The 26,903-nt window shown below is 68.2% G+C and carries 24 protein-coding genes; 10 read left to right on the plus strand and 14 right to left on the minus strand.

All coding sequences use genetic code 11. From position 1 onward, the window contains the following. Positions 1-13 precede the first annotated feature (13 nt). From WKW77_RS20560 to WKW77_RS20590, 7 genes are all read left to right on the plus strand, one after another. Positions 14-943, plus strand: coding sequence for a 2-hydroxyacid dehydrogenase (locus WKW77_RS20560; RefSeq protein WP_340358736.1), 930 nt, complete (start codon positions 14-16; stop codon positions 941-943). 21 nt (positions 944-964) lie between these two features. Next, complete coding sequence (locus WKW77_RS20565) at positions 965-1,885, plus strand: hydroxymethylglutaryl-CoA lyase (protein WP_340358737.1); 921 nt, start codon at positions 965-967, stop codon at positions 1,883-1,885. An 82-nt stretch (positions 1,886-1,967) separates the two neighbouring features. Beyond that, positions 1,968-2,456: a YbaK/EbsC family protein gene (locus tag WKW77_RS20570; protein WP_340358925.1), complete on the plus strand. Its 489-nt coding sequence runs from the start codon at positions 1,968-1,970 to the stop codon at positions 2,454-2,456. Beyond that, the gene (locus WKW77_RS20575) at positions 2,453-2,689 is read left to right on the plus strand and encodes a DUF1289 domain-containing protein (protein WP_340358738.1); all 237 of its coding nucleotides are present in this window, start codon (positions 2,453-2,455) and stop codon (positions 2,687-2,689) included. Before WKW77_RS20570 ends, WKW77_RS20575 begins: the two co-directional genes overlap by 4 nt. Then, complete coding sequence (locus WKW77_RS20580) at positions 2,686-3,327, plus strand: 2-hydroxychromene-2-carboxylate isomerase (protein ID WP_340358739.1); 642 nt, start codon at positions 2,686-2,688, stop codon at positions 3,325-3,327. The genes WKW77_RS20575 and WKW77_RS20580 overlap by 4 nt, the downstream gene beginning before the upstream one ends. 144 nt (positions 3,328-3,471) lie before the next feature. Then, positions 3,472-5,166: an MFS transporter gene (locus WKW77_RS20585; RefSeq protein ID WP_340358740.1), complete on the plus strand. Its 1,695-nt coding sequence runs from the start codon at positions 3,472-3,474 to the stop codon at positions 5,164-5,166. Positions 5,167-5,420: 254 nt separating this feature from the next. Further along, complete coding sequence (locus tag WKW77_RS20590; protein WP_340358741.1) at positions 5,421-5,573, plus strand: hypothetical protein; 153 nt, start codon at positions 5,421-5,423, stop codon at positions 5,571-5,573. Between the two features lie 117 nt (positions 5,574-5,690). Here the strand turns inward: WKW77_RS20590 and WKW77_RS20595 are convergent, their stop codons facing one another. The 10 genes from WKW77_RS20595 to WKW77_RS20640 all read right to left on the minus strand — a co-directional run bounded on the left by WKW77_RS20595 (position 5,691) and on the right by WKW77_RS20640 (position 14,116). Next, complete coding sequence (locus tag WKW77_RS20595; protein WP_340358742.1) at positions 5,691-6,593, minus strand: acyltransferase domain-containing protein; 903 nt, start codon at positions 6,591-6,593, stop codon at positions 5,691-5,693. A 58-nt stretch (positions 6,594-6,651) separates the two neighbouring features. Then, positions 6,652-7,521 carry a triphosphoribosyl-dephospho-CoA synthase MdcB gene (mdcB, locus tag WKW77_RS20600; RefSeq protein ID WP_340358743.1) on the minus strand — a complete coding sequence of 290 codons (870 nt, stop codon included), beginning with the start codon at positions 7,519-7,521 and terminating at the stop codon, positions 6,652-6,654. Then, positions 7,518-8,201 (minus strand): malonate decarboxylase holo-[acyl-carrier-protein] synthase, encoded by a 684-nt coding sequence (mdcG, locus tag WKW77_RS20605; RefSeq protein ID WP_340358744.1) that lies wholly within the window; start codon positions 8,199-8,201, stop codon positions 7,518-7,520. The genes mdcB and mdcG overlap by 4 nt, the downstream gene beginning before the upstream one ends. A gap of 8 nt (positions 8,202-8,209) precedes the next feature. Then, positions 8,210-8,923, minus strand: a complete 714-nt coding sequence (gene mdcE, locus WKW77_RS20610; RefSeq protein ID WP_340358745.1) for a biotin-independent malonate decarboxylase subunit gamma — start codon at positions 8,921-8,923, stop codon at positions 8,210-8,212. Positions 8,924-8,934: 11 nt separating this feature from the next. Then, positions 8,935-9,813: a biotin-independent malonate decarboxylase subunit beta gene (locus WKW77_RS20615; RefSeq protein WP_340358746.1), complete on the minus strand. Its 879-nt coding sequence runs from the start codon at positions 9,811-9,813 to the stop codon at positions 8,935-8,937. After that, positions 9,810-10,151, minus strand: a complete 342-nt coding sequence (mdcC, locus tag WKW77_RS20620; protein WP_340358747.1) for a malonate decarboxylase acyl carrier protein — start codon at positions 10,149-10,151, stop codon at positions 9,810-9,812. The genes WKW77_RS20615 and mdcC overlap by 4 nt, the downstream gene beginning before the upstream one ends. A gap of 13 nt (positions 10,152-10,164) precedes the next feature. Beyond that, a complete protein-coding gene (gene mdcA / locus WKW77_RS20625; protein ID WP_340358748.1) occupies positions 10,165-11,847 on the minus strand; it encodes a malonate decarboxylase subunit alpha in 1,683 nt (560 codons plus the stop codon). A 9-nt stretch (positions 11,848-11,856) separates the two neighbouring features. Beyond that, complete coding sequence (madM, locus tag WKW77_RS20630; RefSeq protein WP_340358749.1) at positions 11,857-12,621, minus strand: malonate transporter subunit MadM; 765 nt, start codon at positions 12,619-12,621, stop codon at positions 11,857-11,859. Between the two features lie 20 nt (positions 12,622-12,641). Further along, positions 12,642-13,058, minus strand: coding sequence for a malonate transporter subunit MadL (gene madL / locus WKW77_RS20635; protein WP_340358750.1), 417 nt, complete (start codon positions 13,056-13,058; stop codon positions 12,642-12,644). 143 nt (positions 13,059-13,201) lie between these two features. Beyond that, positions 13,202-14,116, minus strand: coding sequence for a LysR family transcriptional regulator (locus WKW77_RS20640; protein WP_340358751.1), 915 nt, complete (start codon positions 14,114-14,116; stop codon positions 13,202-13,204). 161 nt (positions 14,117-14,277) lie between these two features. Here WKW77_RS20640 and uvrA point away from each other — a divergent pair, with 161 nt between their 5' ends. The 3 genes from uvrA to WKW77_RS20655 all read left to right on the plus strand — a co-directional run bounded on the left by uvrA (position 14,278) and on the right by WKW77_RS20655 (position 22,523). Continuing rightward, positions 14,278-20,175, plus strand: coding sequence for an excinuclease ABC subunit UvrA (uvrA, locus tag WKW77_RS20645; protein WP_340358926.1), 5,898 nt, complete (start codon positions 14,278-14,280; stop codon positions 20,173-20,175). Between the two features lie 270 nt (positions 20,176-20,445). Next, positions 20,446-21,492, plus strand: coding sequence for a histone deacetylase family protein (locus WKW77_RS20650; protein WP_340358752.1), 1,047 nt, complete (start codon positions 20,446-20,448; stop codon positions 21,490-21,492). A gap of 71 nt (positions 21,493-21,563) precedes the next feature. After that, positions 21,564-22,523 (plus strand): tripartite tricarboxylate transporter substrate binding protein, encoded by a 960-nt coding sequence (locus tag WKW77_RS20655; protein ID WP_340358753.1) that lies wholly within the window; start codon positions 21,564-21,566, stop codon positions 22,521-22,523. 65 nt (positions 22,524-22,588) lie between these two features. On the opposite strand, the gene WKW77_RS20660 is transcribed toward WKW77_RS20655, so the two are convergent. From WKW77_RS20660 to WKW77_RS20675, 4 genes are all read right to left on the minus strand, one after another. Next, positions 22,589-23,623, minus strand: coding sequence for a DctP family TRAP transporter solute-binding subunit (locus WKW77_RS20660; RefSeq protein ID WP_340358754.1), 1,035 nt, complete (start codon positions 23,621-23,623; stop codon positions 22,589-22,591). A 284-nt stretch (positions 23,624-23,907) separates the two neighbouring features. Next, positions 23,908-25,206, minus strand: coding sequence for a TRAP transporter large permease (locus WKW77_RS20665; protein WP_340358755.1), 1,299 nt, complete (start codon positions 25,204-25,206; stop codon positions 23,908-23,910). Then, entirely contained in the window at positions 25,203-25,772 is a 570-nt protein-coding gene (locus WKW77_RS20670; RefSeq protein ID WP_340358756.1) for a TRAP transporter small permease, read from the minus strand. Before WKW77_RS20670 ends, WKW77_RS20665 begins: the two co-directional genes overlap by 4 nt. A 159-nt stretch (positions 25,773-25,931) precedes the next feature. Continuing rightward, positions 25,932-26,903: an NAD(P)H-dependent flavin oxidoreductase gene (locus tag WKW77_RS20675; RefSeq protein ID WP_340358757.1), complete on the minus strand. Its 972-nt coding sequence runs from the start codon at positions 26,901-26,903 to the stop codon at positions 25,932-25,934.

Below are 26,903 nucleotides of genomic sequence, written 5' to 3' on the forward strand. Positions count from 1 at the left end.
GATGACTTCCCGAATGCGAATCCTCGTCAGCCTGACCGACCTTCGTCCCGATGCATGGGTCGCTGGATTGAAGGCGGCCTTCCCTGAAGCCGAAGTGGAACCCTGGCAGCCGGGCGCAGCGCCGGCCGATCACGCGGTCGTCTGGGCGCCGCCCCAGCAGATGCTGGATGAGCAACCCAGCCTGAAGGGGCTCTTCAACATCGGCGCGGGCGTCGATGCGCTGCTCAAGCTCAAGGTGCCGCCGCAGACCCGCGTCGTGCGGCTCGACGATGCCGGCATGGCGGTGCAGATGGCCGAGTACGTCTGCCATTACCTGATCCGCCACTTCCGCGAGTTCGACGCCTACGAGGCCGAGTCGCGCGCGGGCCGCTGGAGCTTTCGCAAGCCGCGCGAGCGCGAGGATTTCCCGGTCGGGATCATGGGGCTGGGCGTGCTCGGCGAGCGGGTCGCGAAGGCGGTGCAGCTCTTCGAGTTCCCGGTCCATGGCTGGAGCCGGTCACCCAAGGATCTGCCTGGCGTGCGGTGTCATGCCGGCGAGAAGGACTTCGATGCCTTCCTCGGCGCGAGCCGCGTGCTGGTCAACCTGCTGCCGCTCACGCCCGACACGCGCGGCATCATGAACCGCGAGACGCTTTCGAAGCTGGACGGCGGCAAGCCGGGCGGCTACGTCATCAACGTCGCGCGGGGCGCGCATCTGGTCGAAGCCGACCTCATCCCGCTTCTGGACAGCGGACAACTCGCGGGCGCGACGCTCGATGTGTTCGAGGTCGAGCCGCTGCCGGCCAGGCATCCTTTCTGGCACCACCCGAAGATCAACGTTACGCCCCACGGCTCGGCGCGGACGATGCGCGAGGCGTCGATCGCGCAGATCGCCGGCAAGATCCGCGCGATGGCGCGTGGAGAACCCATTGCCGGCGTGGTCGACGCTCAACGCGGATACTGATCCGCTCACGGAGAACTCCCCATGAAGTACCCCACCAAAGTCAGGATCGTCGACGTCGGCCCGCGCGATGGCCTGCAGAACGAGAAGCAGCCGGTTCCCGCGGAGGTCAAGATCAGCCTCGTGCATCGCCTGCAGGACGCGGGCCTCAAGGAAATCGAAGTCACCAGCTTCGTCTCTCCCAAGTGGGTTCCGCAGATGGCGGACAACGCGGAGGTGATGCACGGCATCCGTCGCCAGCCGGGCGTGCGCTACTCGGTGCTCACGCCGAACATGAAGGGCTTCGAGGCCGCGATCGCCGCGCCGCGCGAGGAATGGCCCGACGAGATCGTGGTGTTCGGCGCCGCGAGCGAGGCCTTCAGCCAGAAGAACATCAACTGCTCCATCGCCGAAAGCATCGAGCGTTTCGCGCCTGTCGCCGAAGCCGCACGCGCCAAGGGGATCCAGGTCCGGGGCGCGATGAGCTGCACGGTGGGCTGTCCCTACGAGGGCGACATCTCCCCCGACAAGGTGGACTACCTCGCCCGGCTGATGAAGGGCATCGGCGTGCAGCGCGTGGACGTGGCCGACACGATCGGCGTGGGTACGCCGCGCAAGGTGCAGCGCGCCATCGAGGCCACGCTCGCGCACTTCGGCATCGACGACGTCTCGGGCCATTTCCACGACACCTATGGCCAGGCGCTCGCCAATACGCTGGCCGCGCTGGAAATGGGCGTGTGGAATTTCCAGTCCTCGGTGGCTGGCCTGGGCGGTTGCCCCTATGCCAAGGGCGCGACCGGCAACGTCGCGACCGAGGACGTGGTCTACATGCTGCACGGCATGGGCATCGAGACCGGGATCGATCTCGACCGCCTGATCGATGCCGGCGCCTACATCAGCGAGGCGCTGGGCCGCGAACCGAATTCGCGCGCGTCGAAGGCCATCCGCACGAAGAGGGCGGCATGAGCGTCGCCGGGCCGGCCCAAGACGCGAAGGCCCCCTCGGGGGGCAGCGCAGCACACGATGTGGCGAGCGTGGGAGCTTCATGATGTGTGGTGCCGAACTGACCTCATTGCCTGAGGGCGTGCAGCGCGTCGCGCGCGTGCTGCAGGACAAGGGCCATCCGCATTCGCCGCGCATGCTCGACGACGCCGCGCGCACCGCGCAGCAGGCCGCCGATGCGCTGGGCATCGAACTGGGCCAGATCGCCAAGAGCATCGTGTTCCGCCGCAAGTCGGACGAGAGCGCCGTGCTGGTGGTGACCTCCGGCGACAGGCGCGTGGACGAGAAGAAGGTCGAGGCCATCGTGGGCAAGCTGGGCCGCGCCGATGCGGACTTCGTGAAGTCGCGCACCGGCTTTTCGATCGGCGGCGTGTCGCCCTTCGGCCATGCGACCGAGCCCGTGATGCTGATCGACCGCGACCTGTTCCGCTTCGACGAGATCTGGGCGGCCGCGGGCCATCCGCATGCGGTGGTGCGGCTGCGTCCGCAGGACCTCGAAGGCCTCACCGGCGCGCCGGTGGCGGATGTGGTGTGAGCGTCGTCGAGCGCGCCATTGCCGCACGTGCTGCAGCGAGCGACGTACCGTCGCCCTGCATCTCGATCTGCCGGATCGAACCGGAGAGCGGCTTCTGCGAAGGCTGTCTGCGCACCATCGACGAGATCGCGGCATGGAGCCGCATGTCCGATGCGGACAAGCGCGGCGTGTGGCGCGCGATCGAACTGCGCGCGCAGGCCGGCTTCCTGGCCAGCGCCGGAGACAAGCCATGAAGCACATCACCTTCCATCTCGACTTCATCTCGCCTTACGCCTATCTCGCGTTCGAGCATCTGCCGCAGGCGCTCGAAGGGCTGACCTACAGCGTGGCGTACAGGCCGCTGCTTTTCAGTGCGCTGCTCAAGCACCACGGGCAGCTCGGGCCGGCCGAGATTCCGCCCAAGCGCACGTGGACCTACCGGCACGTCCTCTGGCAAGGCCGCGAGCACGACATCCCGGTGCAGATGCCGGCGACGCATCCGTTCAATCCGTTGCCGCATCTTCGGCTCGCGCTGGCGACATCGACCGACGGCGACATCAATCGCCATGTGACCGAGACCGTCTTCCGCGAGATCTGGCGCACCGGCGGCGAGCCGGGCGACAAGGACCGCCTTGCCGCGCTCGCTGCGCAACTGCGCCAGGTGCGCGATCCGGCCGGCGACGAGGTGAAGGCGCAACTCAAGAAGAACACCGACGAGGCCATCGCGCGCGGCATCTTCGGCGTGCCCACTTTCGAGGTCGACGGCCGCCAGTTCTGGGGCTTCGAAGGTCTCGGCATGCTGCGCGCGTACCTCAGCGGCGACGACTGGTTCGACAGTGCCGAGTGGTCCACGGCCGACCAGCGTCCTTCGCTGCGCCGCAACAATTCTTGACATTTTCTACAGGCTGAAAAGCGACCCGCGGGTTAGACCCTAAGCTGTCAGCAACGATTCAGTTTGGCGACAGCCACGGGTCAGTCGGCTCTCCAAGAATGCAGTACGTCCCACGCCGTGGGCGAAACACTAGAAGGAGACGACATGGCAGCCACACTAGATTCACGGGGAGCGCCGACCAGCGGTCCCCGTCCCATGACCGCCGAGGAGAAGAAGGTCATCTTCGCTTCTTCCCTCGGTACGGTCTTCGAGTGGTACGACTTCTACCTCTACGGTTCGCTCGCGGCGATCATCGCCAAGCAGTTCTTCAGCGGCCTGGATGCCGGTGCGGCCTTCATCTTCGCGCTGCTGGCCTTCGCGGCGGGCTTCCTCGTCCGTCCCTTCGGCGCCATCGTGTTCGGCCGTCTCGGCGACATGATCGGGCGCAAGTACACCTTCCTGGTCACGATCCTGATCATGGGCCTGTCGACCTTCATCGTCGGCCTGCTGCCCAGCTACGCGACCATCGGCGTCGCGGCGCCGGTGATCCTCATCGCATTGCGGCTGCTGCAGGGCCTCGCGCTCGGCGGCGAATACGGCGGTGCGGCCACCTACGTGGCCGAGCACTCGCCGCACGGCAAGCGCGGTGCGTACACGTCGTGGATCCAGACCACCGCCACGCTCGGCTTGTTCCTGAGCCTCTTGGTCATCCTCGGCGTGCGCGAAGGCGTCGGCGAAGCAGCCTTCGCCGATTGGGCATGGCGCATCCCGTTCCTGGTCTCGATCCTGCTCTTGGGCGTCTCGGTGTGGATCCGCCTGTCGCTGTCCGAATCGCCGGCGTTCCAGCGCATGAAGGCCGAGGGCAAGACTTCGAAGGCGCCGCTCGCCGAGTCCTTCGGCGAGTGGAAGAACCTCAAGATCGTGATCCTGGCGCTCATCGGCCTCACCGCCGGCCAGGCCGTGGTCTGGTATTCGGGCCAGTTCTACGCGCTGTTCTTCCTGACGCAGCAGCTCAAGGTCGATGCGACCACCGCCAACCTGATGATCGCGGCCGCGCTGCTCCTCGGCACGCCGTTCTTCGTGGTGTGGGGCACGCTCTCCGACAAGATCGGCCGCAAGTCGATCATCCTGGCCGGCTGCCTGCTGGCGGTGGTGACCTACTTCCCGGTCTTCAAGATGCTGACCGAAGCCGCCAACCCCGACCTCGCCAAGGCCCAGGCCACTGCGGGCGTCACGGTCTCCGCCGACCCGGCCTCCTGCTCGTTCCAGGGCAACCCGGTGGCACGCGAAATCGACTTCCGCAGCTCCTGCGATATCGCCAAGCGCTTCCTGGTCCAGAACTCGGTGAGCTATGAGCGCATCGACGCGCCGGCCGGCTCGCCGGCCGTGGTGAAGATCGGCGACGTGGCGATCACCTCGCCGGTCGGCAACGTGGTCAACCACAAGTTCGACGAAGCATCGAGCAAGGAGATCGCCACCTTCAAGAAGAACGTGACCGAGAAGCTCAAGGCCGCCGGCTATCCCAGCAAGGCCGATCCCGCCAAGATGAACAAGGGCCTGACGGTGGCCCTGCTGTTCTGGCTGGTGCTGCTGGTGACGATGGTCTACGGTCCGATCGCCGCGATGCTGGTCGAGATGTTCCCGACCCGCATCCGCTACACCTCGATGAGCCTGCCCTACCACGTCGGCAACGGCTGGTTCGGCGGCCTGCTGCCCACCACCGCGTTCGCGATCGTGGCCAGCACCGGCAACATGTACAACGGCCTGTGGTATCCGATCGTGATCGCTGCGATGACGCTGGTGGTCGGCACGATCTTCATTCGCGAGACCAAGGACGTGGACATCTACGCGAATGATTAGGCACACCCCCAGCCTCGCTCACTTCGTGTAGCGACCGACGGGCGGCCGCCAGAGGCGGCTGCTCTTCGGGCACGTCCAGGCCTGCGCAGGCAGGCCCGGAGCCGCGGCCCTCAGCCCCCTTGCAGGGGGCAATACCAGCGGCCCGGCCAAGCCGGTTCCGCGGTATTTCCCGGTTGGCTGGATCGAAGGCCTCGTGCCGCCCACGGCGCGGGGCCTTTTCTTTTGATCGAGAAGGTATTGAGGAGATTCAGAGCATGTGGAAACTCATCGTCGGCTTCATCGTGTTTGCGGCCATCGTGATGTTCGTGTTGATGAAGGCCGGCGGCAGTGTCGACATGTCGGGCGAGAAGCACGGCGGGGATTCGACGCATGCGCCGGCGCCAGCGGCGGGCGGCGAATCGAAATAGTCTGCGGGGTGCCCAATTTGGAGGCAATGCAGCGCCAAGCCGCGTGGATCCTGCCTCCGGGCACGGGCGTCCTCGTACAACTCACAACGTTATCCACAGAAATCCGGTGCAACTCGGTCAGGTCGCGTGTTGATCGATCCAGCCGACCACGCCCTTGAGGCTGCGGAATTCATCCGCGGACCTCGCGGGGATGTCGGCGTGCCGATCGTTCCACATGCGCGCCAGCGCCTGCCCGGGGCCGATTTCGAGCACGCAGCGCACGCGCCGGGATGCGATGCCTTCCATGCATTCGTCCCAGCGCACGGTGTGGTCGATCTGGCGCGCGAGAGCTGTCCTGGCCTCGTCGGCATTGCGCACGCGGCCGGCGACGTTGCTCAGCAAAGGGGAGCGCGGCGATCCGAATGAACGCGCGGCGAGCAAGGCCTCGAAAGCGCGCGCCGCTTCATTCATCCACGCGGTGTGCGATGCGACGTTGACGTTGAGTCCGGTCACGTGAGCGCCGAGGCTCCGCGCCGACTCGGCCGCCGGTGCGAGCGCGGTCTTGGGGCCGCCAAGCACGACGCTGACCGCATCGTTGCGAATGGCCAATGCGAGACCGAATTCGGCGCACAACGCTTCGACGGGCGCGGCGCCGAGGCCGCTCACCGCGACGAGGCCGCAGGCGCAGCGCTCCGCATCGCGGTCCATGAGTTCGGCGCGATGCCGCACCAGATCGATGGCGGTCGGCGCGTCGTAGACGCCGGCGGCGGCGAAGGCCGCCACCTCGCCGACGCTGTAGCCCGCGACGACTTCGGGCGCGGGAAGGTGCGGGGCCAATGCCGTCCATGCGGCGAGGCCCAGGCCGGTCAACAGCAACTGCGCGTGCGCATTGCGACCCGCCCAATCCGGATTCCGCAGGCGCTCTCGCCAATCGAGGCCCAGCTGGCGTTGCACACCCTGCAGCAGCTCGCCATCGGCCAGCCACGGCAGCATGGCGGGATGCTGCATGCCCTGGCCCGAGAAGATCAGCGCGTAGCTCATGGGGCAAGCTCCGTGCTTCGTACTGCGGTGCGAGCGCTTTCGGACGGCCGGGCGGCGCTCATGCCAACCGTGCGCAGACGCGCCGCATGAAGCAGGCAGCCGCGAGCGTGTCGGCCGCGCCGCCGGGCGACAGGCGGCGCGCCACGAGATCGCGATGGATGGCCCATGCGGCTTCTAGGTGTTCGTCGGCCGCCGCGCCGCCGCCTTCGAGATAGTCGCGCGCGGTGCTTCGCGCGTGCTGCAGGCCCGCGAGGCCGCCGCGATGCGCGAGGTTGCTGTCGTCGAGCGACGCCATGACCGCGAACAGCGTGTCCAGGCGCGCACGTTGCGAGTCCAGCCCACGCCGGGTCGCCGCGGCAAGTGCGGGCACGGCGATGTCGAACAGCACCGGGAATCCGAGTGCCGCTTCTTCCGAGGCGCTGCGCAGGCCGTATCGGCGCGCGGCAATGCCACCGGGCAACATCGACGTGCGGCGGCTGCGCGCGTGGAGCGCCTCGCCCCAATGCCGACCCAGCGCGCGGCGCAACGCGTTGGGCGACAGCGCTTGTCCTTCGCGCGCGAGCGCACCCGCCGACGCGCAAAGCAGGCCGAGCGTGAAGATCGCACCGCGATGCGTGTTGATGCCGCCGGTCGCAGCGAGCATCCGCCGTTCGGCCGCGACGCCGCAGCCCTCCAGCGCCCCGAACGGCACATGCGCTTCGCCCAATGCCGCGATCTGCACGAAGTAGTGACGCAATGCGAACAGGCTGCGCATGAAGGTGTGCGCGTCCATGTCGGAATGGCTGCCGCTGTCGATGAACGACACCAGCCCCGGCTTGGGCGCGAGTTCGAGTTCGTCGTGCAATGCGAGCGTCGCGGCGCGGCCGATGTCGCCAGCGGTGAGGTGCGTCGAACGATGCGCGTCGCGCGAGATCGCAAGCGCGGTCATGCCGCCATCTCCAGCGCTGGGGCATGCCGCCGCACGAAGGGCGCATCCGCCATCGAGGCGCCGTCCAGGCGCTTCACGAGCAGGTGGCGCGCACGGCCGGTTCGCCATGCCTGCCATTCGCGCCACGCGACCGCCGTGCCGTCCTCGAAGACCAGTTCGCCATCGAGCCGCGGATGGCGGGGCGCGAAGGCATCGAGGTGGTGGGCAACGGCGTCGGCCTGCTCGGCGTCGCGCACGCCGATCCACACGTCGATGTCGGAGCTTTCGCGGATGCAGGGGAGGCCGGTCAGCAATTGCCAGCCATAGGCGCCGTAGATGCGCGCCGAGGCATCGCAGCCCGCGAGCTGCCGCACCAGCGCGCGCCAGGCAGCGCGCGGAATGCGCGGCAGCAGACCCGCGGCATCTTCCGCGCGCGGGAATTCATCGAACCAGGCCAGCGCGCTGCGGGGCACGTGGATCGCGAGGCGGCGCCGGTCCCACTGCAGTGGCGCCGGCAGGCCGAGCGCGATCGGGCCTTCGCTCGCATCGGCCTGCGGCTGGCGCGTGACGACCAGCGGCAGGCGGTGCGCGGCCCAGTGCTCGATGCAGGCCTGCGCCTGCGCGTCCCACGCACGGGCGCGAACGTCGGCCCAGCCCGTGTCCGAGAGAAAGGCCAGCCGGTGGCGGCGCAGCGGCATCATGGCGAGCCTCAGGCGGCGTCGAGAACGCGTTGCGCAACGGCGGCCGCCAGCCGGCGGCCGCCGCGCTCGGCGCCGTCGATGGCGCGCCGGTCGTCCGTCGGCGTGTCCGCCAGGGCGGCGCGCAGGGCGGCGCGCAGGGCGGCGGGCATGTCTCCGTCCCAGAGCGAACGCACGCCGCCCATCGCGACGTAGTTCGCGACACCGGGCGCGAACACGGGATTCGACTGCGACAGCGTGGTGAGCATCTCTTCCGGCAGCTTGGTGACGCGCGCCATGGCGGGGATGCGCATCACGCGGATCTCGGCTTCGGGCAGCGCATGGCAGGCATCCGCGATCAGGCCCGACGTGATGAAGCCGCCCGAGAGCGCCTGGTCGTACACCAGCCCGATCACGCGATGGCCGCGCCGCCGCGCAAGATCGATGCTGGCGCCCAGGTGCGCCATCGCGCGGTTGATGCCGAGCAGTTCGTCGCGCCGGCGCAGTTGCTGGCCCTGCGTGTCGATGAGCAGCAGGATCGGCCGCTCGGGATGCTGCGCGACGGTGTCGAGCACCACGCGCGCCTGCGCCAGCGCTACCCGCACGCCGATGGGCGCATGGTTGGTGGTGCCGACCACGGTGATCGGCCGTCCGTCGAAGCGCGCGGTGCCGTGCAGGAAGTCGCCATCCGCGGCAATGCCATGGTCGGCGCCGAAAAGCCGGGTGGCAAGAAGGTTCCAGTCCATCGTCTCGCTCCTCATTCGGGTCGCAGCGCGCGCACCGCGGTCACATCCATCTCGGGCACGCGCTCGGCGCCGGGGATGCCCAGGCGAGTCCACAGCGCGATCGCGTCGTCGCCGCCTTCGTCCGCGGGCGGCAGCATGCGCTGGCGCGCACTCAGCAGGGCGTGTTCGCGTTCCAGCGCGTCGAGCGTCACCGGCTTTGCCGCGCCGATCGCGTCGAGCGCGGCCTGCCTGAACGCGGCCACGTCGTCCTCGACGAGCACGTCGCAATCGCCGGTCAGCCAGCGATGCTTGCCGCCGGTGGTGCGCCACACCAGCGCGCGGTCGCGCGAGTCGAACTCCTCCACGCCGTGCGAGGCCTCGATCACCTCCGGGCCGGACATCGCGAGCCGCCCGACATCGCTCATCACGATATGGTCGGTGCAGCGCGCGACGATCCCCATGCCGCCGAAGCAGCCGTTGACGCCGCCGATCAGCGTGATCACGGGCACGCCGGCCGAGCGCACGTCGAGCACGGCGCGCATGACCTCCGACACCGCGATCAGTCCTGCGTTGGCTTCGTGCAGGCGCACGCCGCCCGATTCGGCCAGCAGCAGCACGGCGGCCGGCCGGTCGCGCAGCGCGCGGCGCAACAGCCCGACCAGCTTGGCGCCGTGCACCTCGCCGACGCCGCCGCCCATGAAGGCGCCTTCCTGCGCGGCGACGAACACATCCACGCCGCCGAGCGTCGCGCGCCCGATCGCCACGCCGTCGTCGAACGACGAAGGCACGCCGAGCTGCGCGAGATGCCGACTGGTGAGCCGCTCGGCCGGCGGCAGCCATTCATGGAAGCTGCCCGCATCGAGCACCTGCGCGAGACGTTCGCGCGCCGAGCATTCGGCATAGCTGATCATGGCCGTCCTCCTTGCGCCGCATGCGGCAGTTCGGCCACGGCCTGGTCGAGCCGCAGGCTGACGACGGCGGGTGTCGCACCCATGTCGTTGATCGAGACGCGCACGCCGGCCAGCGGATGCCGCTCGTGGAAGTCGCCGAGCACGGCTTCCCAGATCGGGCCGAAGCCGCGCGCCGAGGTCTCGACGCGGACGCTGCATGCGTCCCCGCCGGCCGCTTCGAGCAGCACCTCCAGGTTGCCCGAGCCGACGACGCCGACCAGCACCGGCGCGAAGGCACCGGCCGGCCGGGTGCCGGTGAAGGAGAAATCGAGGGCTTCGAGCCCTGCGGGAATGGTCATGGTCGTTCTCCGATCACCAGTTTCTGAATCTTTTCGGGGGCTGATACAAGCCACCCGATGCACGCACGAGATCGCGCATGCTCCGCGCCGCCAGCAGGTTGCGCGTGGCCTCGCGCGGATCGATGCCGAGGTCTTCCGGCCGGCGGATCACGCCGCGATCGCGCAGGTTCTCGACCGCGCGCCGGTCGCGTCCCAGGCCGATGGCGGTGTAGCCGGCCACGCCGCGGATCGCCTGCTCGCGCTCCGCATCGGTGCGGCACAGCAGCAGGTTGGCGATGCCTTCCTCGGTGAGGATGTGCGTGACGTCGTCGCCGTAGATCATGATCGGCGGCAGGTCCATGCCGGCCTGCTCCTGCAGCGTCCACGCATCGAGCCGGTCGACGAACGCCGGCTGCATGTGCTCGCGGAAGGTCTCGACCATCTGCACCACCAGCTTCTGCCCGCGCGGCGTGCCGGCCGCGCCGCCGCGTCCGCTGCGCGCCTCGCGTCCCGCCTTGAGCCATGCGGGGCTGGCATGGCGGCGCCCGCGCGCATCGGCACCCATGTTGGGCGCGCCGCCGAAGCCGGCGATGCGGCCGAGCGTCGCGGTCGAGCTGTTGCCGTCGAGATCGATCTGCAGCGTGGAGCCGATGAACAGGTCGCACGCATAGTGGCCCGCCGCCTGGCACAGCGCGCGGTTGCTGCGCAGGCTGCCGTCGGGGCCCGTGAAGAAGACATCGGAGCGCGCGCGGATGTAGTCCTCCATGCCCAGCTCCGAGCCGAAGGAATGCACCGACTCGACCCAGCCGGCCTCGATGGCGGGGATCAGCGCCGGATGCGGGTTCAGCGCCCAGTGCCTGCAGATCTTGCCCTTGAGGCCGAGCGACTCGGCATAGGTCGGCAGAAGCAGCTCGATCGCCGCGGTGTCGAAGCCGATGCCGTGGTTCAGGCGCTGCACGCCGTACTCCGCATAGATGCCCTTGATGGCCATCATCGCCATCAGCACCTGGATCTCGCTGATCTGCGCGGGGTCGCGTGTGAAGAGCGGCTCGATGAAGTTGGGGCGCGGCGCCTTGACGACGAAGGAGACCCAGTCGGCCGGGATGTCCACGCGCGGCAGCGTGGTCGTCTGGCCGTCGACCAGCTCGTTGACCTGCGCGATCAGGATGCCGCCCGAGAAGGCCGTGGCCTCCGCGATGACCGGCGTGTCCTCGGTGTTGGGGCCGGTGTAGAGATTCCCTTCTGCATCGGCCGCATGCGCGGCCACCAGTGCCACCTGCGGCGTGAGGTCGACGAAGTAGCGCGCGAACAGTTCGAGGTAGGTGTGGATCGCGCCGATCTCGATGCGCCCGCCCGACACCAGCTTTGCGAGGCGCGCGCCCTGCGGGCCCGAGAAGCTGAAGTCCAGCCGCGCCGCGATGCCGTTCTCGAACACGTCGAGATGCTCCGGCAGCGCGAGCACCGACTGCACCATGTGCAGGCCATGCACCTTCGCCGGATCGACCTCCACCAGCGCGCGCGCCAGGAAGTCGGCCTGCTTCTGGTTGTTGCCTTCGAGGCAGACCCGGTCGCCCGGCTCCAGCACCGCTTCGAGCAGCTTGCCGATGGCCTCGGTCGCGACGCGCTTGCCTGCGAGATCCGCCCCGAGCGCGTTGGCCGCCCGCGAAAGACGCGCCGCGCGGTTCCCGGCCTTGGTGTTCCAGTTCATTCGGTCCATGGAGATTCCTCAGCCCACCAATGCCTTGGTGGCAAAAAACAGCACCGACGGCCCCATCAGGCAGCCGAGGCCGGTATGGAAAGTGGCGACCAGCGCGCCGTAGGGCACCAGCTTGCGATCGGTCGCGGCGAGCCCGGCCGAGACGCCGCTCACGGTCCCCGCGAGGCCGCCGAACACCATCGCGGAGCGCGGTGTCTTCAGCGCCAGGAAGCGCGCCGCGATCGGCGTACCCACCATCACGATGATGGCCTTGACCAGGCCCGTCGCGATGCTCAGCGCCATCACGTCCGGGCTCGCGCCGATGGCCGCGCCCGTGACCGGGCCGACGATGTAGGTGACGGCGCCCGCGCCGATGGTGGTCATGCTCACCGCGTCGGAGTAGCCGAAGCTCCACGCGATGGCCGCGCCGACGATGAAGGGCAGCACCGTGCCCAGCAGCAGCGACACCACGCCGATCAACCCGGCCTTGCGCGCTTCGGTGGCCTGCACTTCGAAGGCGGTCGCGACGATCGCGAAATCGCGCAGCATCGCGCCGCCCATCAATCCGATGCCGCCGAAGAGCGACATGTCGGCCAGCCCCTTGTGGCCGCCCGTTTGCGTGCCGCCCCAGTAGGCGAGCGCCAGGCCGATCACGATCGCGATGGCCGAGCCGTGCACGCGGCCGAAGGTCAGCCGGCGCGAGATCTGGCCCGAGACCAGGATGATCAGGCCGACCACCGCGAAGGCGGTCACGAGGCCGTTGTGGATGGCTGCTTTTTCGAGGATTTCGATCATGGTGTGACTCCTGGACTCGGTTACTCGGCTTCGGTCAGCAGGGGGTTGTCGTGCAGTCGTGGCGCGCTCTCCTCTTCCACGTGAGCCCGTTCGGAGCGATTGATCGCCGCGATCACGCAGGCGCAGATCGCGACCGCGGCAATGGCCGAGAGCACCGCGACGGGGCCGCCGCGCAGCGCCGACACCATGTCCTGCTGAGCCGCCATAGCAACCACGACGGGGATGTACATCGCGCCCCAGTACTCCACGCCGAGTTCCGTGAGCTTCGGCAGCATGTCGCGCTTCTGCATGTAGAGCCGCGCGAAGATGAGCAGCAGCATGGCGATGCCGACGCCGCCGACGTTGGTCTTCACGTCGAGCGCCTGCCCCAGCAGGTCGCCGAGAAAGATGCCCAGCAGATGGCACACGGCCAGCAGGGCGGTTCCGAAAATGATCATGGGCGTCTCCTTTTGTGTGCCGCGCGGAATGCGTGGCGCTCTGGGGACGTACGGTATCGGCGGCCCCCCGCACGATCAATTAACGGGGTGCGGGGATGCTTACGGTGCGTGAAACGGTCGCGGGTTAACCCTCGGGCCTCGGGTCAGGCGAGTTCGGCCTTCGAACTGCGGCACAGCGCCAGCAGCGCCAGCAGATTGGGGTCGCGCTCGCGCGTGCGCAGGAAGTTCACGGCGATCGTCTGGCGCACCAGGTACTTCGGCTGCAGCGGCACCAGCCGCACGTTCTGCGGCAGGGCCCCGCGCACGCGGCCCGGCAGCAGCGTGTAACCGACCCCGCCGCTCACGAGGTTCATCAGCGAGAAGATGTCGCCGGTGCGCATCACCACGTCGGGCGTGAAGTCCGCGATGCGGAACGATTCCATGAAGCCGCTGTAGGTCACGAAGCCTTCGGACAGGCTCACGAAGCGCTCGTGCCGGCAGGCGCCCAGATCGACTTCGGCCATCTCCGCATAGCGCGAACCTGTGGGCGCGGCGAAGAAGATGTCGTCCTCGAAGAGCGGCTCGGATTCGACGTCCTGCGCGTCGTCGGGGATTGCCATCAGCACCGCGTCGACCGCGCCGTCGCGCAGCTTCTGCAGCAGGTCGGCATTGGAGCCGAGCACGAGCTCGGTGTGCAGGTCGGGCTTGCGCAGCTTCATGCCCATGATCACCTTCGGTACCGTGCGGCTGGTCAGCGAATAGAGCGAGCCGATGCGGATGCGGTCGGCCGAGTAGCCCGCCACTTCGCGCGTGGCGCGGACGCCTTCGGACATCGTGCGCACCACCTCGCGCGCCACGTCGGCCAGCGTCCTCGCCGCGTCCGTGGGGAGCAGGTTGCGCCCCTCGAGCCGGAACAGCGCGCAGCGAGCGCCCGTTTCCAGCGAGTGCAGGGCGCGATGCACGCTCACCGTGCTGATGTCGAGCTTTTCGGCAGTCCGCGCGAGATTGCCGGTTTCCATGAAGGCCAGCAGGATCTCCAGTTTCCGGAACGTGATTTCTTCGTCGACGAGGAATGTCATGGCTTGGCAGGATGTCCGCGTTGAGCCGGATTGTGGGGCTGCTTGCGGTGCCCGCCGATGTGTGTCGGCGTGTAAGCGATCCGCCCGCGATCGCCTTGGGCCGCCGCAAGCGAAGGTGCGCCCGAATTCCTAGAATGTCTGCCCCATTCCGCAAGGCACTCATGACACAGGGCTCCATCCGCATTCGCGGCGCACGCCAGCACAACCTCCAGAACCTCGATCTCGACATCCGCACCGGCGAGATGACGGTGGTCACCGGGCCGAGCGGCTCGGGCAAGTCGAGCCTGGTGTTCGACACCCTCTACGCCGAAGGCCAGCGGCGCTACGTCGAGACCTTCTCGGCGTATGCCCGGCAGTTCCTCGACCGCATGGACAAGCCGGCCGTCGACAAGGTGGAAGGCGTTCCGCCCGCGATCGCGATCGACCAGACGAACCCGGTGCGCTCGTCGCGTTCGACCGTCGGCACGATGACCGAACTCAACGACCACCTGAAGCTGCTGTTCGCACGCGCGGCACAACTGTTCGATCGCGAGACCGCGCTGCCGGTGCGGCACGATTCCCCGGATTCGATCTATGCGGAGATGGTCTCGCGCGCTGCGGCGAAGGATCCGCGCGTCGTCCTCACGTTCCCCGTCGAATTGCCGGCGAGCACCTCGGCGGAAGAGGTCACGCAATGGCTTTCCGCGAGCGGCTTCACGCGCATCCAGGCCGAGCGCGAGGTCGCGACGCCGACCGGCCCGCGCAAGGTGCTCGACGTGGTGGCTGACCGCTTCCGTATGTCGAACGCCGAACGCGCGCGGGTCATCGAGGCGATCGAGGTGGCGATCAAACGGGGCAGCGGGCGGCTCAGCGTCTATGCATTGGCGGCCGAAGAAGGTGCCGAGCCGGAGATGTGGAGGTTCTCCACCGGCCTGCATTGCCCCGAAAGCGACATCCGCTATGCGGACCCGATCCCGTCGATGTTCTCGTTCAACTCGGCCGTGGGCGCGTGCGAGACGTGCCGGGGCTTCGGCCGCGTGATCGGCGTCGATCTCGGCCTCGTGATCCCCAACGACAAGCTCACGCTGCGCGCCGGCGCGATCAAGACCATCCAGACGCCCGCGTGGAAAGAGGCGCAGGACGACCTCATGCGCCACGCCGAGTCCGCCGGCATTCCGCGCGACACGCCCTGGAGCAAGCTCACGGAAGAGCAGAAGCAGTGGGTCATCGAGGGCACGCCCAACTACAAGGAAGGCAACTGGAGCCGGCAGTGGTACGGCATCCGCCGCTTCTTCGGCTACCTGGAGAGCAAGGCGTACAAGATGCACATCCGCGTGCTCTTGTCCAAGTACCGCAGCTACACGCCGTGTCCGACCTGCGCGGGCGCGCGGCTCAAGCTCGAAAGCCTCTTGTGGCGCATCGGCAGCAAGGAAGACGCCGATGCGGTGCTCGACCCTTCGAAACGCTTCATGCCCAAGGGCGCGAAGTGGTCGCGCGCGCAGCTCGAATCGCTGCCCGGGTTGTGCCTGCACGACCTGATGCTGCTACCCATCGAGCGGCTGCGCCGCTTCTTCGACGGCATCGAGAGCCATGGCAACCAGAGCAACGCGAGCGAAGGCGAGGTGCAGGCGCTCAAGCTGCTGTTCGACGAGATCACGACGCGCCTGCGCTACCTGCATGACGTCGGCATCGGCTATCTCACGCTCGACCGCCAGAGCCGCACGCTGAGCGGCGGCGAGGTGCAGCGCATCAACCTCACGACCGCGCTCGGCACCTCGCTGGTGAACACGCTGTTCGTGCTCGACGAGCCCAGCATCGGCCTGCATCCGCGTGACATGAACCGCATCACCGAAGCGATGCTGCGCCTGCGCGATGCCGGCAACACGCTGGTGGTGGTGGAGCACGACCCGGCGGTGATGCTCGCCGCCGACCGCGTGATCGACATGGGACCCGGCCCCGGCGTGCGCGGCGGCCGCGTGGTGTTCGACGGCAGCACCCACGCGCTGCGCGACGCCGACACGCTCACCGGCCAATACCTCGGCGGCCGCAAGCAGATCGGCATGGGCTTCCGCCGCATGGTGAGCGAGAACACGCCGCGCCTCATCCTCGAAGGCGTGCGCGAGCACAACCTGAAGGATGTGACGGTGGAGATCCCGCTGTCGCGCCTCGTCTGCATCACCGGCGTGAGCGGGTCGGGCAAGTCGACGCTGGTGCAGGACGTGCTTGCGCCCGCGCTGATGCGGCACTTCGGCCGCGCGACCGAATCCCCCGGCGCGCATGACCGGCTGCTGGGCGCCGATCACCTGAGCGACGTGGTCTTCGTCGACCAGTCGCCGATCGGCAAGACCGCGCGCTCCAACCCGGCGAGCTACGTCGGCGCCTGGGATGCGATCCGCGAGATCTTCGCGACCGCGGCACTCTCGCGGCAGCGCGGCTACACCTCGTCGAAGTTCAGCTTCAACAGCGGCGACGGGCGCTGCCCGACCTGTGGCGGCTCGGGCTTCGAGCATGTGGAGATGCAGTTCCTCTCCGACGTGTACCTGCGCTGCCCGGATTGCGACGGCAAGCGCTATCGGCCCGAGATCCTCGAAGTCACGATCGAGCGCAAGGGCCGCACGATGAACGTGGCCGACGTGCTCGAACTCACGGTGGCCGAAGCGGCGGCGCTGTTCGGCGCCGGGCCGCCCCAAGCCGAACAAGCCCCCTCGGGGGGCAGCGACCCGCGTAGCGGCGGAGCGTGGGGGCCCAAGTCCATCGGCGATCGGGAAGTGCTGCGCATGCTGCAGCCGATCGTCGATGTCGGCCTCGACTACGTGAAGCTCGGCCAGCCCGTGCCCACGCTCAGCGGCGGCGAGGCGCAGCGCCTGAAGCTCGCGGGCTTTCTCGCGGAAGCCGCGAAGAGCGGCAGCGCGAGCAAGCAGCCGCTGGCGCGCAAGGGCCAGCTCTTCCTCTTCGACGAACCGACCACCGGCCTGCACTTCGACGACATCGCACGCCTGATGCGTGCGCTGCGCAAGCTGCTCGACGCGGGGCATTCGCTGGTCGTGATCGAACACAACCTCGACGTGATCCGCGCGAGCGACTGGATCATCGACCTCGGCCCCGAAGGCGGCGAGGGCGGCGGCCAGATCATTGCGGTCGGCACGCCGGAGCAGGTGCGCGAGAACCGCGCATCGCTGACCGGCGAGGCGCTCGCCGACTACGAACTCGCGATCGGCCCCGGCGCCTTCAAGGTGGCCGAGCGGGCGGCGCGCGACTATGCGGCGCATGCGCAACCGGCGCCGGGGCGCGATGCGATCCAGATCGTGAATGCGCGCGAGCACAACCTCAAGCACCTGTCGGTCGACATCCCGCGCGGCAAGTTCAGCGTGGTGACCGGCGTGAGCGGCTCGGGCAAGTCGACGCTGGCCTTCGACATCCTCTTCAACGAAGGGCAGCGGCGCTATCTCGAATCGCTCAACGCCTATGCGCGCAGCATCGTCCAGCCAGCGGGGAGGCCTGAAGTCGATGCGGTGTACGGCATTCCGCCGACGGTGGCGATCGAGCAGCGGCTCTCGCGCGGCGGCCGCAAGAGCACGGTGGGCACGACGACCGAGGTGTGGCACTTCCTGCGGCTGCTGTACGTCAAGCTCGGCGTGCAGCACTGCATCCACGACGGCGCGGCGGTGCAGCCGCAGACACAAGACAGCATCGCGGCGCAGCTCTTGAAGAACTTCAAGGGCCAGCACATCGGCCTGCTCGCACCGCTGGTGAGCAATCGCAAGGGCGTCTACACCGAGCTGGCCGACTGGGCGCGGCCGCGCGGCTATACGCACCTGCGGGTGGATGGCGAATTCCTGCCGACCACCGGCTTCCCGCGCATCGACCGCTTCAAGGAGCACAACATCGAGCTCCCGGTGGCAAGCCTCGACGTTCTGCCATCGCAGGAGACCGAACTGCGGCAGGCGCTCGCGCGTGCGCTGGAGCACGGCAAGGGCGTGGTCCATGTGATGAGCGAGCTCACCGGCCTGCGCGGCGCGATGATGGCCGGCGCGCCGACGCATGGCATCGGGCGTGCACATGTCTTCTCGACCCTGCGCGCGTGCCCGGTGTGCAGCACCAGCTACGCGGAGCTCGATCCGCGCCTGTTCTCCTACAACAGCAAGCACGGCTGGTGCCCCGACTGCGTGGGCACGGGCGTCAAGCTCACGAAGGAGCAGCGCAAGGTTTATGACGATTCGGTGATGGCCGACGACCAGAAGGGGCGCGAGCAGACTTTCGCCGAGCCGGAAGCCGAGGACGTGGGCGACGTGGTGTGCCCGACCTGCGAGGGCACGCGACTCAACGCGACGGCGCGTGCGGTGCTGTTCGGTGCTTCGGATGCCTCGGGCAACGGCGGCATCGGCATCACGCAACTGGCGCGCATGAGCGTGAGCGATATCCGCACGTGGTTCGAAGGCCTGCAGCTGTCGGGGCGCGAGGCGCAGATCGCGCGCGACCTCGTGCCGGAGATCCGCAGCCGGCTCGAATTCCTCGAAGAGGTGGGGCTGGGCTATCTGACGCTCGACCGCGGCGCGCCGACCTTGAGCGGCGGCGAGGCGCAGCGCATTCGCCTCGCGGCGCAGCTCGGCAGCAACCTGCAGGGCGTCTGCTACGTGCTCGACGAACCGACCATCGGGCTGCATGCGCGCGACAACCAGATCCTGCTGGATGCCCTGCACAAGCTGGGCGACAAGGGAAACACGCTGGTGGTGGTGGAGCACGACGAGGACACGATCCGCCGCGCCGATCACATCATCGACATCGGCCCGAGTGCCGGCAAGCGTGGCGGTCGGCTGGTGGCGGAGGGCAGCGTCGCCGAGATCCAGGCGGCGAACGATTCGCAGACGGGGCGCTATCTGCGCGATGCGATCAAGCATCCTTTGCAGGCGAGGCGGCCGGTGCCTTCGCCCGAGGCTGGTGCGCCGGACTGGCTGACGGTGCGCGGTGCCGACATGCACAACCTGCAGGACGTGACGGTGTCGCTGCCGCTCAAGCGCCTCGTCGTCGTGACCGGCGTGAGCGGATCGGGGAAGTCGACGCTGGCGCGCGATGTGTTGCTGGCCAATGTGCATGCCGTGGTGGTGCAACGCATGACGAAGGCGGGGCGCGATGCGGATGCCGCGGGCAAGCGCCCCGCATGGGCCGGATGCCGGGCGGTCGAGGGCTACGAGACGATCGACCGCGTGCTCGAAGTCGACCAGACGCCCATCGGCAAGACGCCGCGCAGCTGCCCTGCGACCTATATCGGCTTCTGGGACACGATCCGCAAGCTGTTCGCGGACACGCTGGAGGCGAAGGCGCGAGGCTATGGTCCGGCGCGATTCAGCTTCAACACGGGCGAGGGGCGTTGTCCGGGGTGCGAGGGCGCGGGCGTCCGCACGATCGAGATGAGCTTCCTGCCCGATGTGAAGGTGCCCTGCGAGGTGTGCCATGGCGCGCGCTTCAATCCCGAGACGCTGGCGGTGAGCTGGCGCGGCAAGAGCATCGGCGATGTGCTGCAAATGGAGGTGGACGAAGCGGTGGAGTTCTTCGCCTCGATGCCGAACATCAGCCATCCGCTGCAGTTGCTGAAGGACGTGGGGCTGGGGTATCTCACTCTGGGGCAGCCTTCGCCGACGTTGTCGGGCGGCGAGGCGCAGCGGATCAAGCTCGTGACGGAGCTGAGCAAGGTGCGCGACGACGTCACGCGGCGGGGCAACAAGACGCCGCATACGCTCTACGTGCTCGACGAGCCGACCGTGGGCCTGCACATGGCCGATGTCGAGAAGCTCATCCACGTGCTGCATCGGCTGGTGAACGGCGGGCACAGCGTGGTGGTGATCGAACATGACCTCGACGTGATTGCCGAGGCGGACTGGCTGATCGACCTGGGGCCTGAAGGCGGGAGCGCGGGGGGGCGGATCGTGGCGGCTGCGCCGCCTGAAGAAGTCGTTGCGCTTCGGACGCACACCGGGGTGGCTCTGGGACCGGTGCTGGCCCGGGCGGCGCGGTCGGCGAATGTGGTCGTGCCGCTGCCTGTTCTGGACGAGGCCTCGGAAGGGTTGCGGCGGGAGGCCTGAGTGCTTTCCCCTGGAGCGTCCGCCCGGTCTGCGATGCGGCGCTGCGGGCTTCACTGCGCCGGCCGCTTCGCGGCTGCCCTGCGGTGCTCGCCTCTGGCGGGGTCTCGCGCAAACTCGCTTCGCTCAGACAAGCGCGAGCCCTGATCCGCGAAAGGCTGCGCTCCTCGGCGACGCAGAGGCGCCCGCAGCGCCGCACCGCAGACCGGGCTCTGTGGCTGGATGACTGGAAGGCCCATTGGTGTGGTCGTGGACACGCGCTAACCTTGCGCGATGCTCACCGTCTTCAATCACCTCCACACCGTGCACCACGGCAAGGTGGAGATGTTCCGCGGCCAACTGGTGCCGTGCTTCGAGGTGCCGGCCCGCGCCGACTACGTCCTGCGCGAATTGCAGGAGCGCAACCTCGGGCCGATCGAGTCTCCCGCCGAGTTCGACGGCTCCGCATTCGCGCGGGTTCATTCATCGCGCTATCTCGACTTCCTTGCCAATGCATGGGACGAGTGGGTCGCGCTGGATCCGGCCAATGCAGAGCGCGATGCCTTTCCTTCGTACTGGCCGATCCGCACCTTCCGCTCCGACGTGCTGCCCGCGAGCTTCGCGGCGCGCATGGGCCTGTTCTCGTACGACGCCGGCACGCCGTTGACATCGGGCACATGGCGGGCGGCGCGCGCAGGCGCCTGCTGTGCATTGACCGCCGCTTCGCACGTGCTGAAAGGCGCGCGCGCCGCGTTCGCGTTGACCCGGCCGCCGGGGCATCACGCCGGCCCGGATTTCTTCGGCGGCTACTGCTTCCTGAACAACGCGGCGATCGCCGCACAGGCGCTGCGCGATGCGGGCGTCGATCGGGTGGCGGTGCTCGACATCGACTACCACCACGGCAACGGGACGCAGGCCATCTTCTACGACCGCGCCGATGTGCAGTTCACCAGCATCCACGGCGATCCGCACACCGAATACCCGTACTACCTCGGCTACGCCGACGAGCGCGGTGCGGGTGGGGGGCTGGGCTTCAATCGCAACCTTCCATTGCCGCGCGGCACGGGATTCGAGCAGTGGCGCGAGGCCTTGATCGAGGCGCTGCGCGGCATCGCCGCATTCAAGGCGGGCGCGCTCGTCGTCTCGCTCGGCCTCGACACCTTCGAAGGCGACCCGATCGCGGGCTTCACGCTGGCCACGCCCGACTACCTGCGCATCGGCGAGGACCTCGCGCGGGCCGGGCTGCCGACCGTCTTCGTCTTCGAAGGCGGCTATGCGGTGGCCGAGGTCGGCGCCAACGCGGTCAACGTGCTGGAGGGATTCATGCAGCAGGCAGGCTGACCGGGGGCTTACCCGGTTGCCCGGCGAATATCCCGGCGGCCAAATGCGGGCCTGACTCCGGGAGCAACCAGATGATTCGTCGACACCTCTTGTGCGCCGCCTTGCTTGGCGCCGCAGCAACCACCGGCGCCTACGCGCAGAGTTTTCCGAGCCGGCCGATCAAGCTCATCATCGCGTTCCCGGCGGGCGGGCCGACCGACATCACGATGCGGCAACTGGCCGACAACGCGTCGAAGATCATCGGCCAGCCGATCGTGATCGAGAACAAGCCCGGTGCCGGCGGCACGCTGCCGGCGCAGGCCTTGCAGACCTCGGCTCCGGACGGCTACACCATCGCCCAGATCCCGCTCGGCGTGTTCCGCCTGCCTTACACCACCAGGATCACGTGGGACCCGGTGAAGGACATCAGCTATGTCATCAATCTCACCGGCTACGCGTTCGGCATCGCGGTGCCGGCCGACAGTCCGTTCAAGAACTGGAACGATTTCGTCGCCTACGCGAAGGCCAACCCGGGCAAGCTCACCTACGGTTCGACGGGCAATCTCACCAGCCCGCACCTGACGACCGAGCTGATCGCGCAGCAGCTCGGCATCCAGCTTCAGCATGTGCCGTACAAGGGCAGCGCCGATCTCTCGCAGGCGGTGCTCGGCGGACACCTGATGGCGATCGCGGATTCGACCGGCTTCGCGCCGCTGGTCGAAGCGGGCAAGCTCAGGGTGCTCAACACCTGGGGCGACAAGAGGCTCGCGAAATTCCCCGATGCGCCGACGCTCAAGGAGCTCGGCATCGACGTGGTGCAGAACTCGCCCTTCGGCATCGGTGCGCCGAAGGGCACGCCACCGGAGGTCGTGAAGAAGCTGCACGACGCGTTCAAGCAGGCGATGGAGGAGCAGAGCTACGTCGCCTCGCTCGGCCGTTACGACATGCTGCCGATCTACATGAGTTCGGCCGACTACACGAAATTCGCGCAGACGACGTTCACGCGCGAGAAGGCGCTGATCGAGAAGTTGGGGCTGGCGAAGCCGCAGTGATCGCGGCCCGACGCCCATGAAAAAGCCCCGCATCGCGGGGCTTTTCTGTCGGGCACGCGCCGAATCTAGTGCTTGCGCGCCTCGATGGTCTGCTCGGCCTTGGTCACGAGTTCGTTGCCGACCGTGGACTTCCACTTGTTGTAGACCGGGCGGGTGGCCTTGACGAAGGCGTCGCGCTCGGCCGGCGTGAGGTTGGTCACGGTCACGCCCATGGCGGCGATGTCCTTGAGCACGGGCTTGTCGGCCTCCACGAGTCCCTTGCGGGCGAGCGCGATGTTCTGCTTGCCGGCATCGATCGCGGCCTGGCGCACGATCGCCTGATCGGCCGGCGTCCACGAGGACCAGATCTCCTTGTTGACGACGAACACCAGCGGGTCGCAGACGTAGCCCCAGGTGGTCACGAACTTCTGGCCGACGGTGTGCATCTTGAGCACGGTGAAGAGGAAGAGCGGGTTCTCCTGGCCGTCGACCGCGCCGCTTGCGAGTGCCGGTTGCGCATCGGCCCAGCTCATCTGGGTCGGGTTGGCGCCGAGCGCTGTGAAGGTGTCCGAGAAGATCGGCGAGCCGACGACGCGGATCTTCATGCCCTTGAGGTCTTCGGGCGACTTGATGGGCTTCTTGGAGTTGGTGATTTCGCGGAAGCCGTTCTCGCCCCACGCGAGCGGCACGACGCCGGCCTTCTCGAGGGTTGCGAACATGTCCTTGCCGACGGCCCCTTGCGTGAGGGCGTCGACGGCGGCGTAGTCGGGCATCAGGAAGGGCATGGAGAACAGGTTCAGCTGCTTGACCTGCGGCGACCAGTTGATGGTGGAACCGACGGCCATGTCGATGACGCCCTGGCGCAGCGCACTGAATTCGCGGGTCTGGTCGCCCTGGATCAGCGAGACGCCGGGGTACAGCTTGATGTTGATGCGGCCCTGGGTGCGCTCCTTGACGAGGTCGGCCCAAAGGCGGCCGGCTTCACCCCACGGGGTCGGGGGGCCGAGGACCAGCGACATCTTGTATTCGGCCTTGTAGTTCTGGGCGGTGGCGCTGACGGAGAAGCCGCCCAGGGCGGCGGCGACGGCCAGGAGGCCGATGAGGGAGCGACGGAATTTCATTTGCTAGGTCTCCTTGGGTTGACTGATGTGGTTCGTTGGGGGCTGCGCGCGTTGCGGGGTCCGCCCGGTCTGCGGTGCAGCGCTGCGGGCTTCACTACGCCGGCCGCTTCGCGGCTCCCCTGCGGTGCTCGCCTTTCGCGGGGTCTCGCGCAAACTCGCTTCGCCCAGACAAGCGCGAGCCCTGATCCGCGAAAGGCTGCGCTCCTCGGCGGCGCAGAGGCGCCCGCAGCGCCGCACCGCAGACCGGGCTCCGGGGTGGGCGCCAGATGTGGGGCCTCTATCCATCAATAACCCAGTTCGTGGGGCAGCCAGAGCGCCAGACTGGGCCAGATGATCACGGCCACCATCACGAGGAACATCGCGAACAGCATCCACCCGACCCACCGCACGGTCTCTTCCATGCGGACGTTGGCGATGCGGCACGACACCATCAGGTTCACGGCCAGCGGCGGCGTGAACTGGCCGAGCGCGACCTTGAGCGTGAGGATCACGCCGAACCACACCGGGTCCCACTTGTAGTGCTGCACGATCGGCCACAGCAGCGGCACGAAGATCAGGAAGATGGACACGCCGTCGAGGAACATGCCGACGGTGATGAGCAGCAGGATCAGCAGCGACAGCACGCCGTATTCGCCCAGCCCCGAGTTGACGATCGCGCGCGTGACGGGATCGATCACGCCCAGCGTCGAGAGCGAATACGCGAAGATGCCCGCCAGCGATACGACGAGCAGGATCACCGCCGACAACTCGCCCGATTCGCGCAGGATCGCGAACAGGTCGCGCAGCTGGATCGTGCGGTGGATCGCCATGCCGACGAAGAGGCCGTAGAACACCGCCACCACCGCCGCTTCGGTCGGCGTGAAGAGGCCGGCGCGCATGCCGCCGAGGATCAGCACCGGCGCCGCGAGGCCCCAGGTCGCTTCACGGAAGCTCTTCCAGAACGGCGGGCGCGGCAGGCTGGATTCGAGCGCCCCCATCTTGTGCTTGCGCGCGAGCCACACCGCCGGAACGATCAGCGCGATGCCCGCGAGGATGCCCGGAATCATGCCCGCCGCGAACAGCGCCGGCACCGATGCGCCCGGCACCAGCACCGAGTACACGATGAAGGCGACCGAAGGTGGGATCAGGATGTCCGTCGCCGCCGCAGCGCCGACCACGCTGGCCGAATACGCATCGGGATAGCCCGCGCGCGACATCGCCGCGATCATCACCGCGCCGACCGCCGCCGCATTGGCCGGTCCCGAGCCCGAGATGCCGCCGAGGAACATCGCGACCACGATCGCCACCAGCGGCAGCATGCCGGGACCGCGCCCGACGATCGCGATCGCGAAATTCACCAGCCGCAGTGCCACGCCGGAGCGGTCGAAGATCGAGCCCACCAGCACGAACATCGGGATCGCGAGCAACGGGTACTTGCCGAGGCCGGCATAGAAGTTCTGCGGCACCGCGAGCAGGCCGAACCATTGCGCGTCGCCATTGGCCAGCGCGATGCAGGCCGCGCCCGCGAGGCCCAGGGCCGCGCCGATCGGCACGCCCACCAGCATCATCACGATGAAGGCGGCGAAGAGGAGCGTCGGGATCATGGCTTGGCACTTCCGTCGTTCGCGTCCATCGTCCTGCGGCCGCGGCGGATGAACAGGCCCACGGCACGCAGCGCGATCGCCAGCGACACGATCGGCAGCCAGATCGAATACCACCACTGCGGGACACCGATGCCCGGGGAAGTTTCTTCGAAGCGATAGTCGTCCCACACCACGCGAACGCTCAGCGCCGCGACCAGGAGGAACAGCAGCGCCACCATCGCCGCGCCGAACTGCGCGAGGCGTTTGCGGCGCGCCATCGAGCCGCCCTCGGCGAAGTACTCGATGCGGATGTGGCGGTCGCGCGCCACCGCGGCCGAGCCGGCCACGAGCGCGAGCAGGATCATGAGGAACACCGAGAACTCCTCCGTCCAAGCGAAGGAGGAGTCGGTGAAATAGCGCACCAGCACGTTGGCGAAGGTGATGCACGCCAGCAGCCCCATGATGACCACCGTCGCCCAGTCCTCGATGGCGAGCGGGACGCGCGTCTTTTCGTCGGCGGCTTCGATTTCAGGGGGGAGGGGGCTGGCGGCGTCCAGCACGGGGCCGGACTCGTTCGGGGTGGTCATCGGGCAAGTGAGGGATACGCCGTGTCGCCGGCCGGTCGCCGGGACGCGATCCGTACACCTCGACAGGGAAGCGGTGATCGATCCTAACGATCGATGACCTTTCATCCATCGGGGGATTTCCCCAGCCGGCCCCCGATGGCCGGCGTCCCCGAAGGCCGGTCAGTCGAAGTAGGCGCGCGCCCGGTCCAGGTGCTCCCGGCACTCCCGCACCATGCGCTCGAGCAGCTCCGCGCAGGTCGGCACGTCGTCGATCAGCCCGATGCACTGGCCCGCCGAAACGACGCCGCCGTTGACCTCGCCCGACGCCAGCGCTGCCCGTCCGCGGACGCCGGCGACGAGTGGGCGGATGTCCTCGAACTGGCAGCCGCCCGGACGGTTCTCGGTCGCGACCACTTCCTCGGAGATCGCGTTGCGGAACACGCGCGCGGTGTTCTTCATGGTGCGGAACATCAGCTTGGTGTCGCGCTCCGAAGCCGCGACCAGCGCCTGCTTGATGTTGTAGTGGATCGGCGCTTCCTGCGTCACGCAGAAGCGCGTGCCCATGTTCACGCCTTCCGCGCCGAGCGACAGCGCCGCCGCCATGCCGCGCCCGTCGGCGATGCCGCCCGACGCGATGATCGGAATGCTGAGCGCGCGCGCCGCGATCGGCAGCAGCACGAGGCCCGGCACATCGTCCTCGCCCGGATGTCCCGCGCATTCGAAGCCGTCGACCGACACCGCGTCCACGCCGTTGCGCTCGGCCGAGAGCGCATGGCGCACCGAGGTGCATTTGTGGACGATCCTGATGCCATGTGCCTTGAACTGCGCGATGAAGTCCCGCGGGCTGTTGCCGGCCGTCTCGACGATCTTCACGCCGCTGTCGATGATGGCCTGCACGTATTCGGCATACGGCGGCGGCTTCATCGCGGGCAGGATCGTGAGGTTCACGCCGAACGGCCTGTCGGTCATCGTGCGCGTGCGCTCGATCTCGCGGCGCAGGTCGTCGGGCGTCTGCTGCGTGAGCGCCGTCAGGATGCCGAGGCCGCCGGCGTTGGAGACCGCCGAGGCCAGCTCTGCCAGTCCCACCCATTGCATGCCGCCCTGGATGATCGGGTAGCGAATGCCGAGCAGTTCGGTGACGCGGGTCTTCAT

It is taken from the genome of Variovorax ureilyticus (genome assembly GCF_037889935.1).
GTDB lineage: Bacteria > Pseudomonadota > Gammaproteobacteria > Burkholderiales > Burkholderiaceae_C > Variovorax > Variovorax ureilyticus.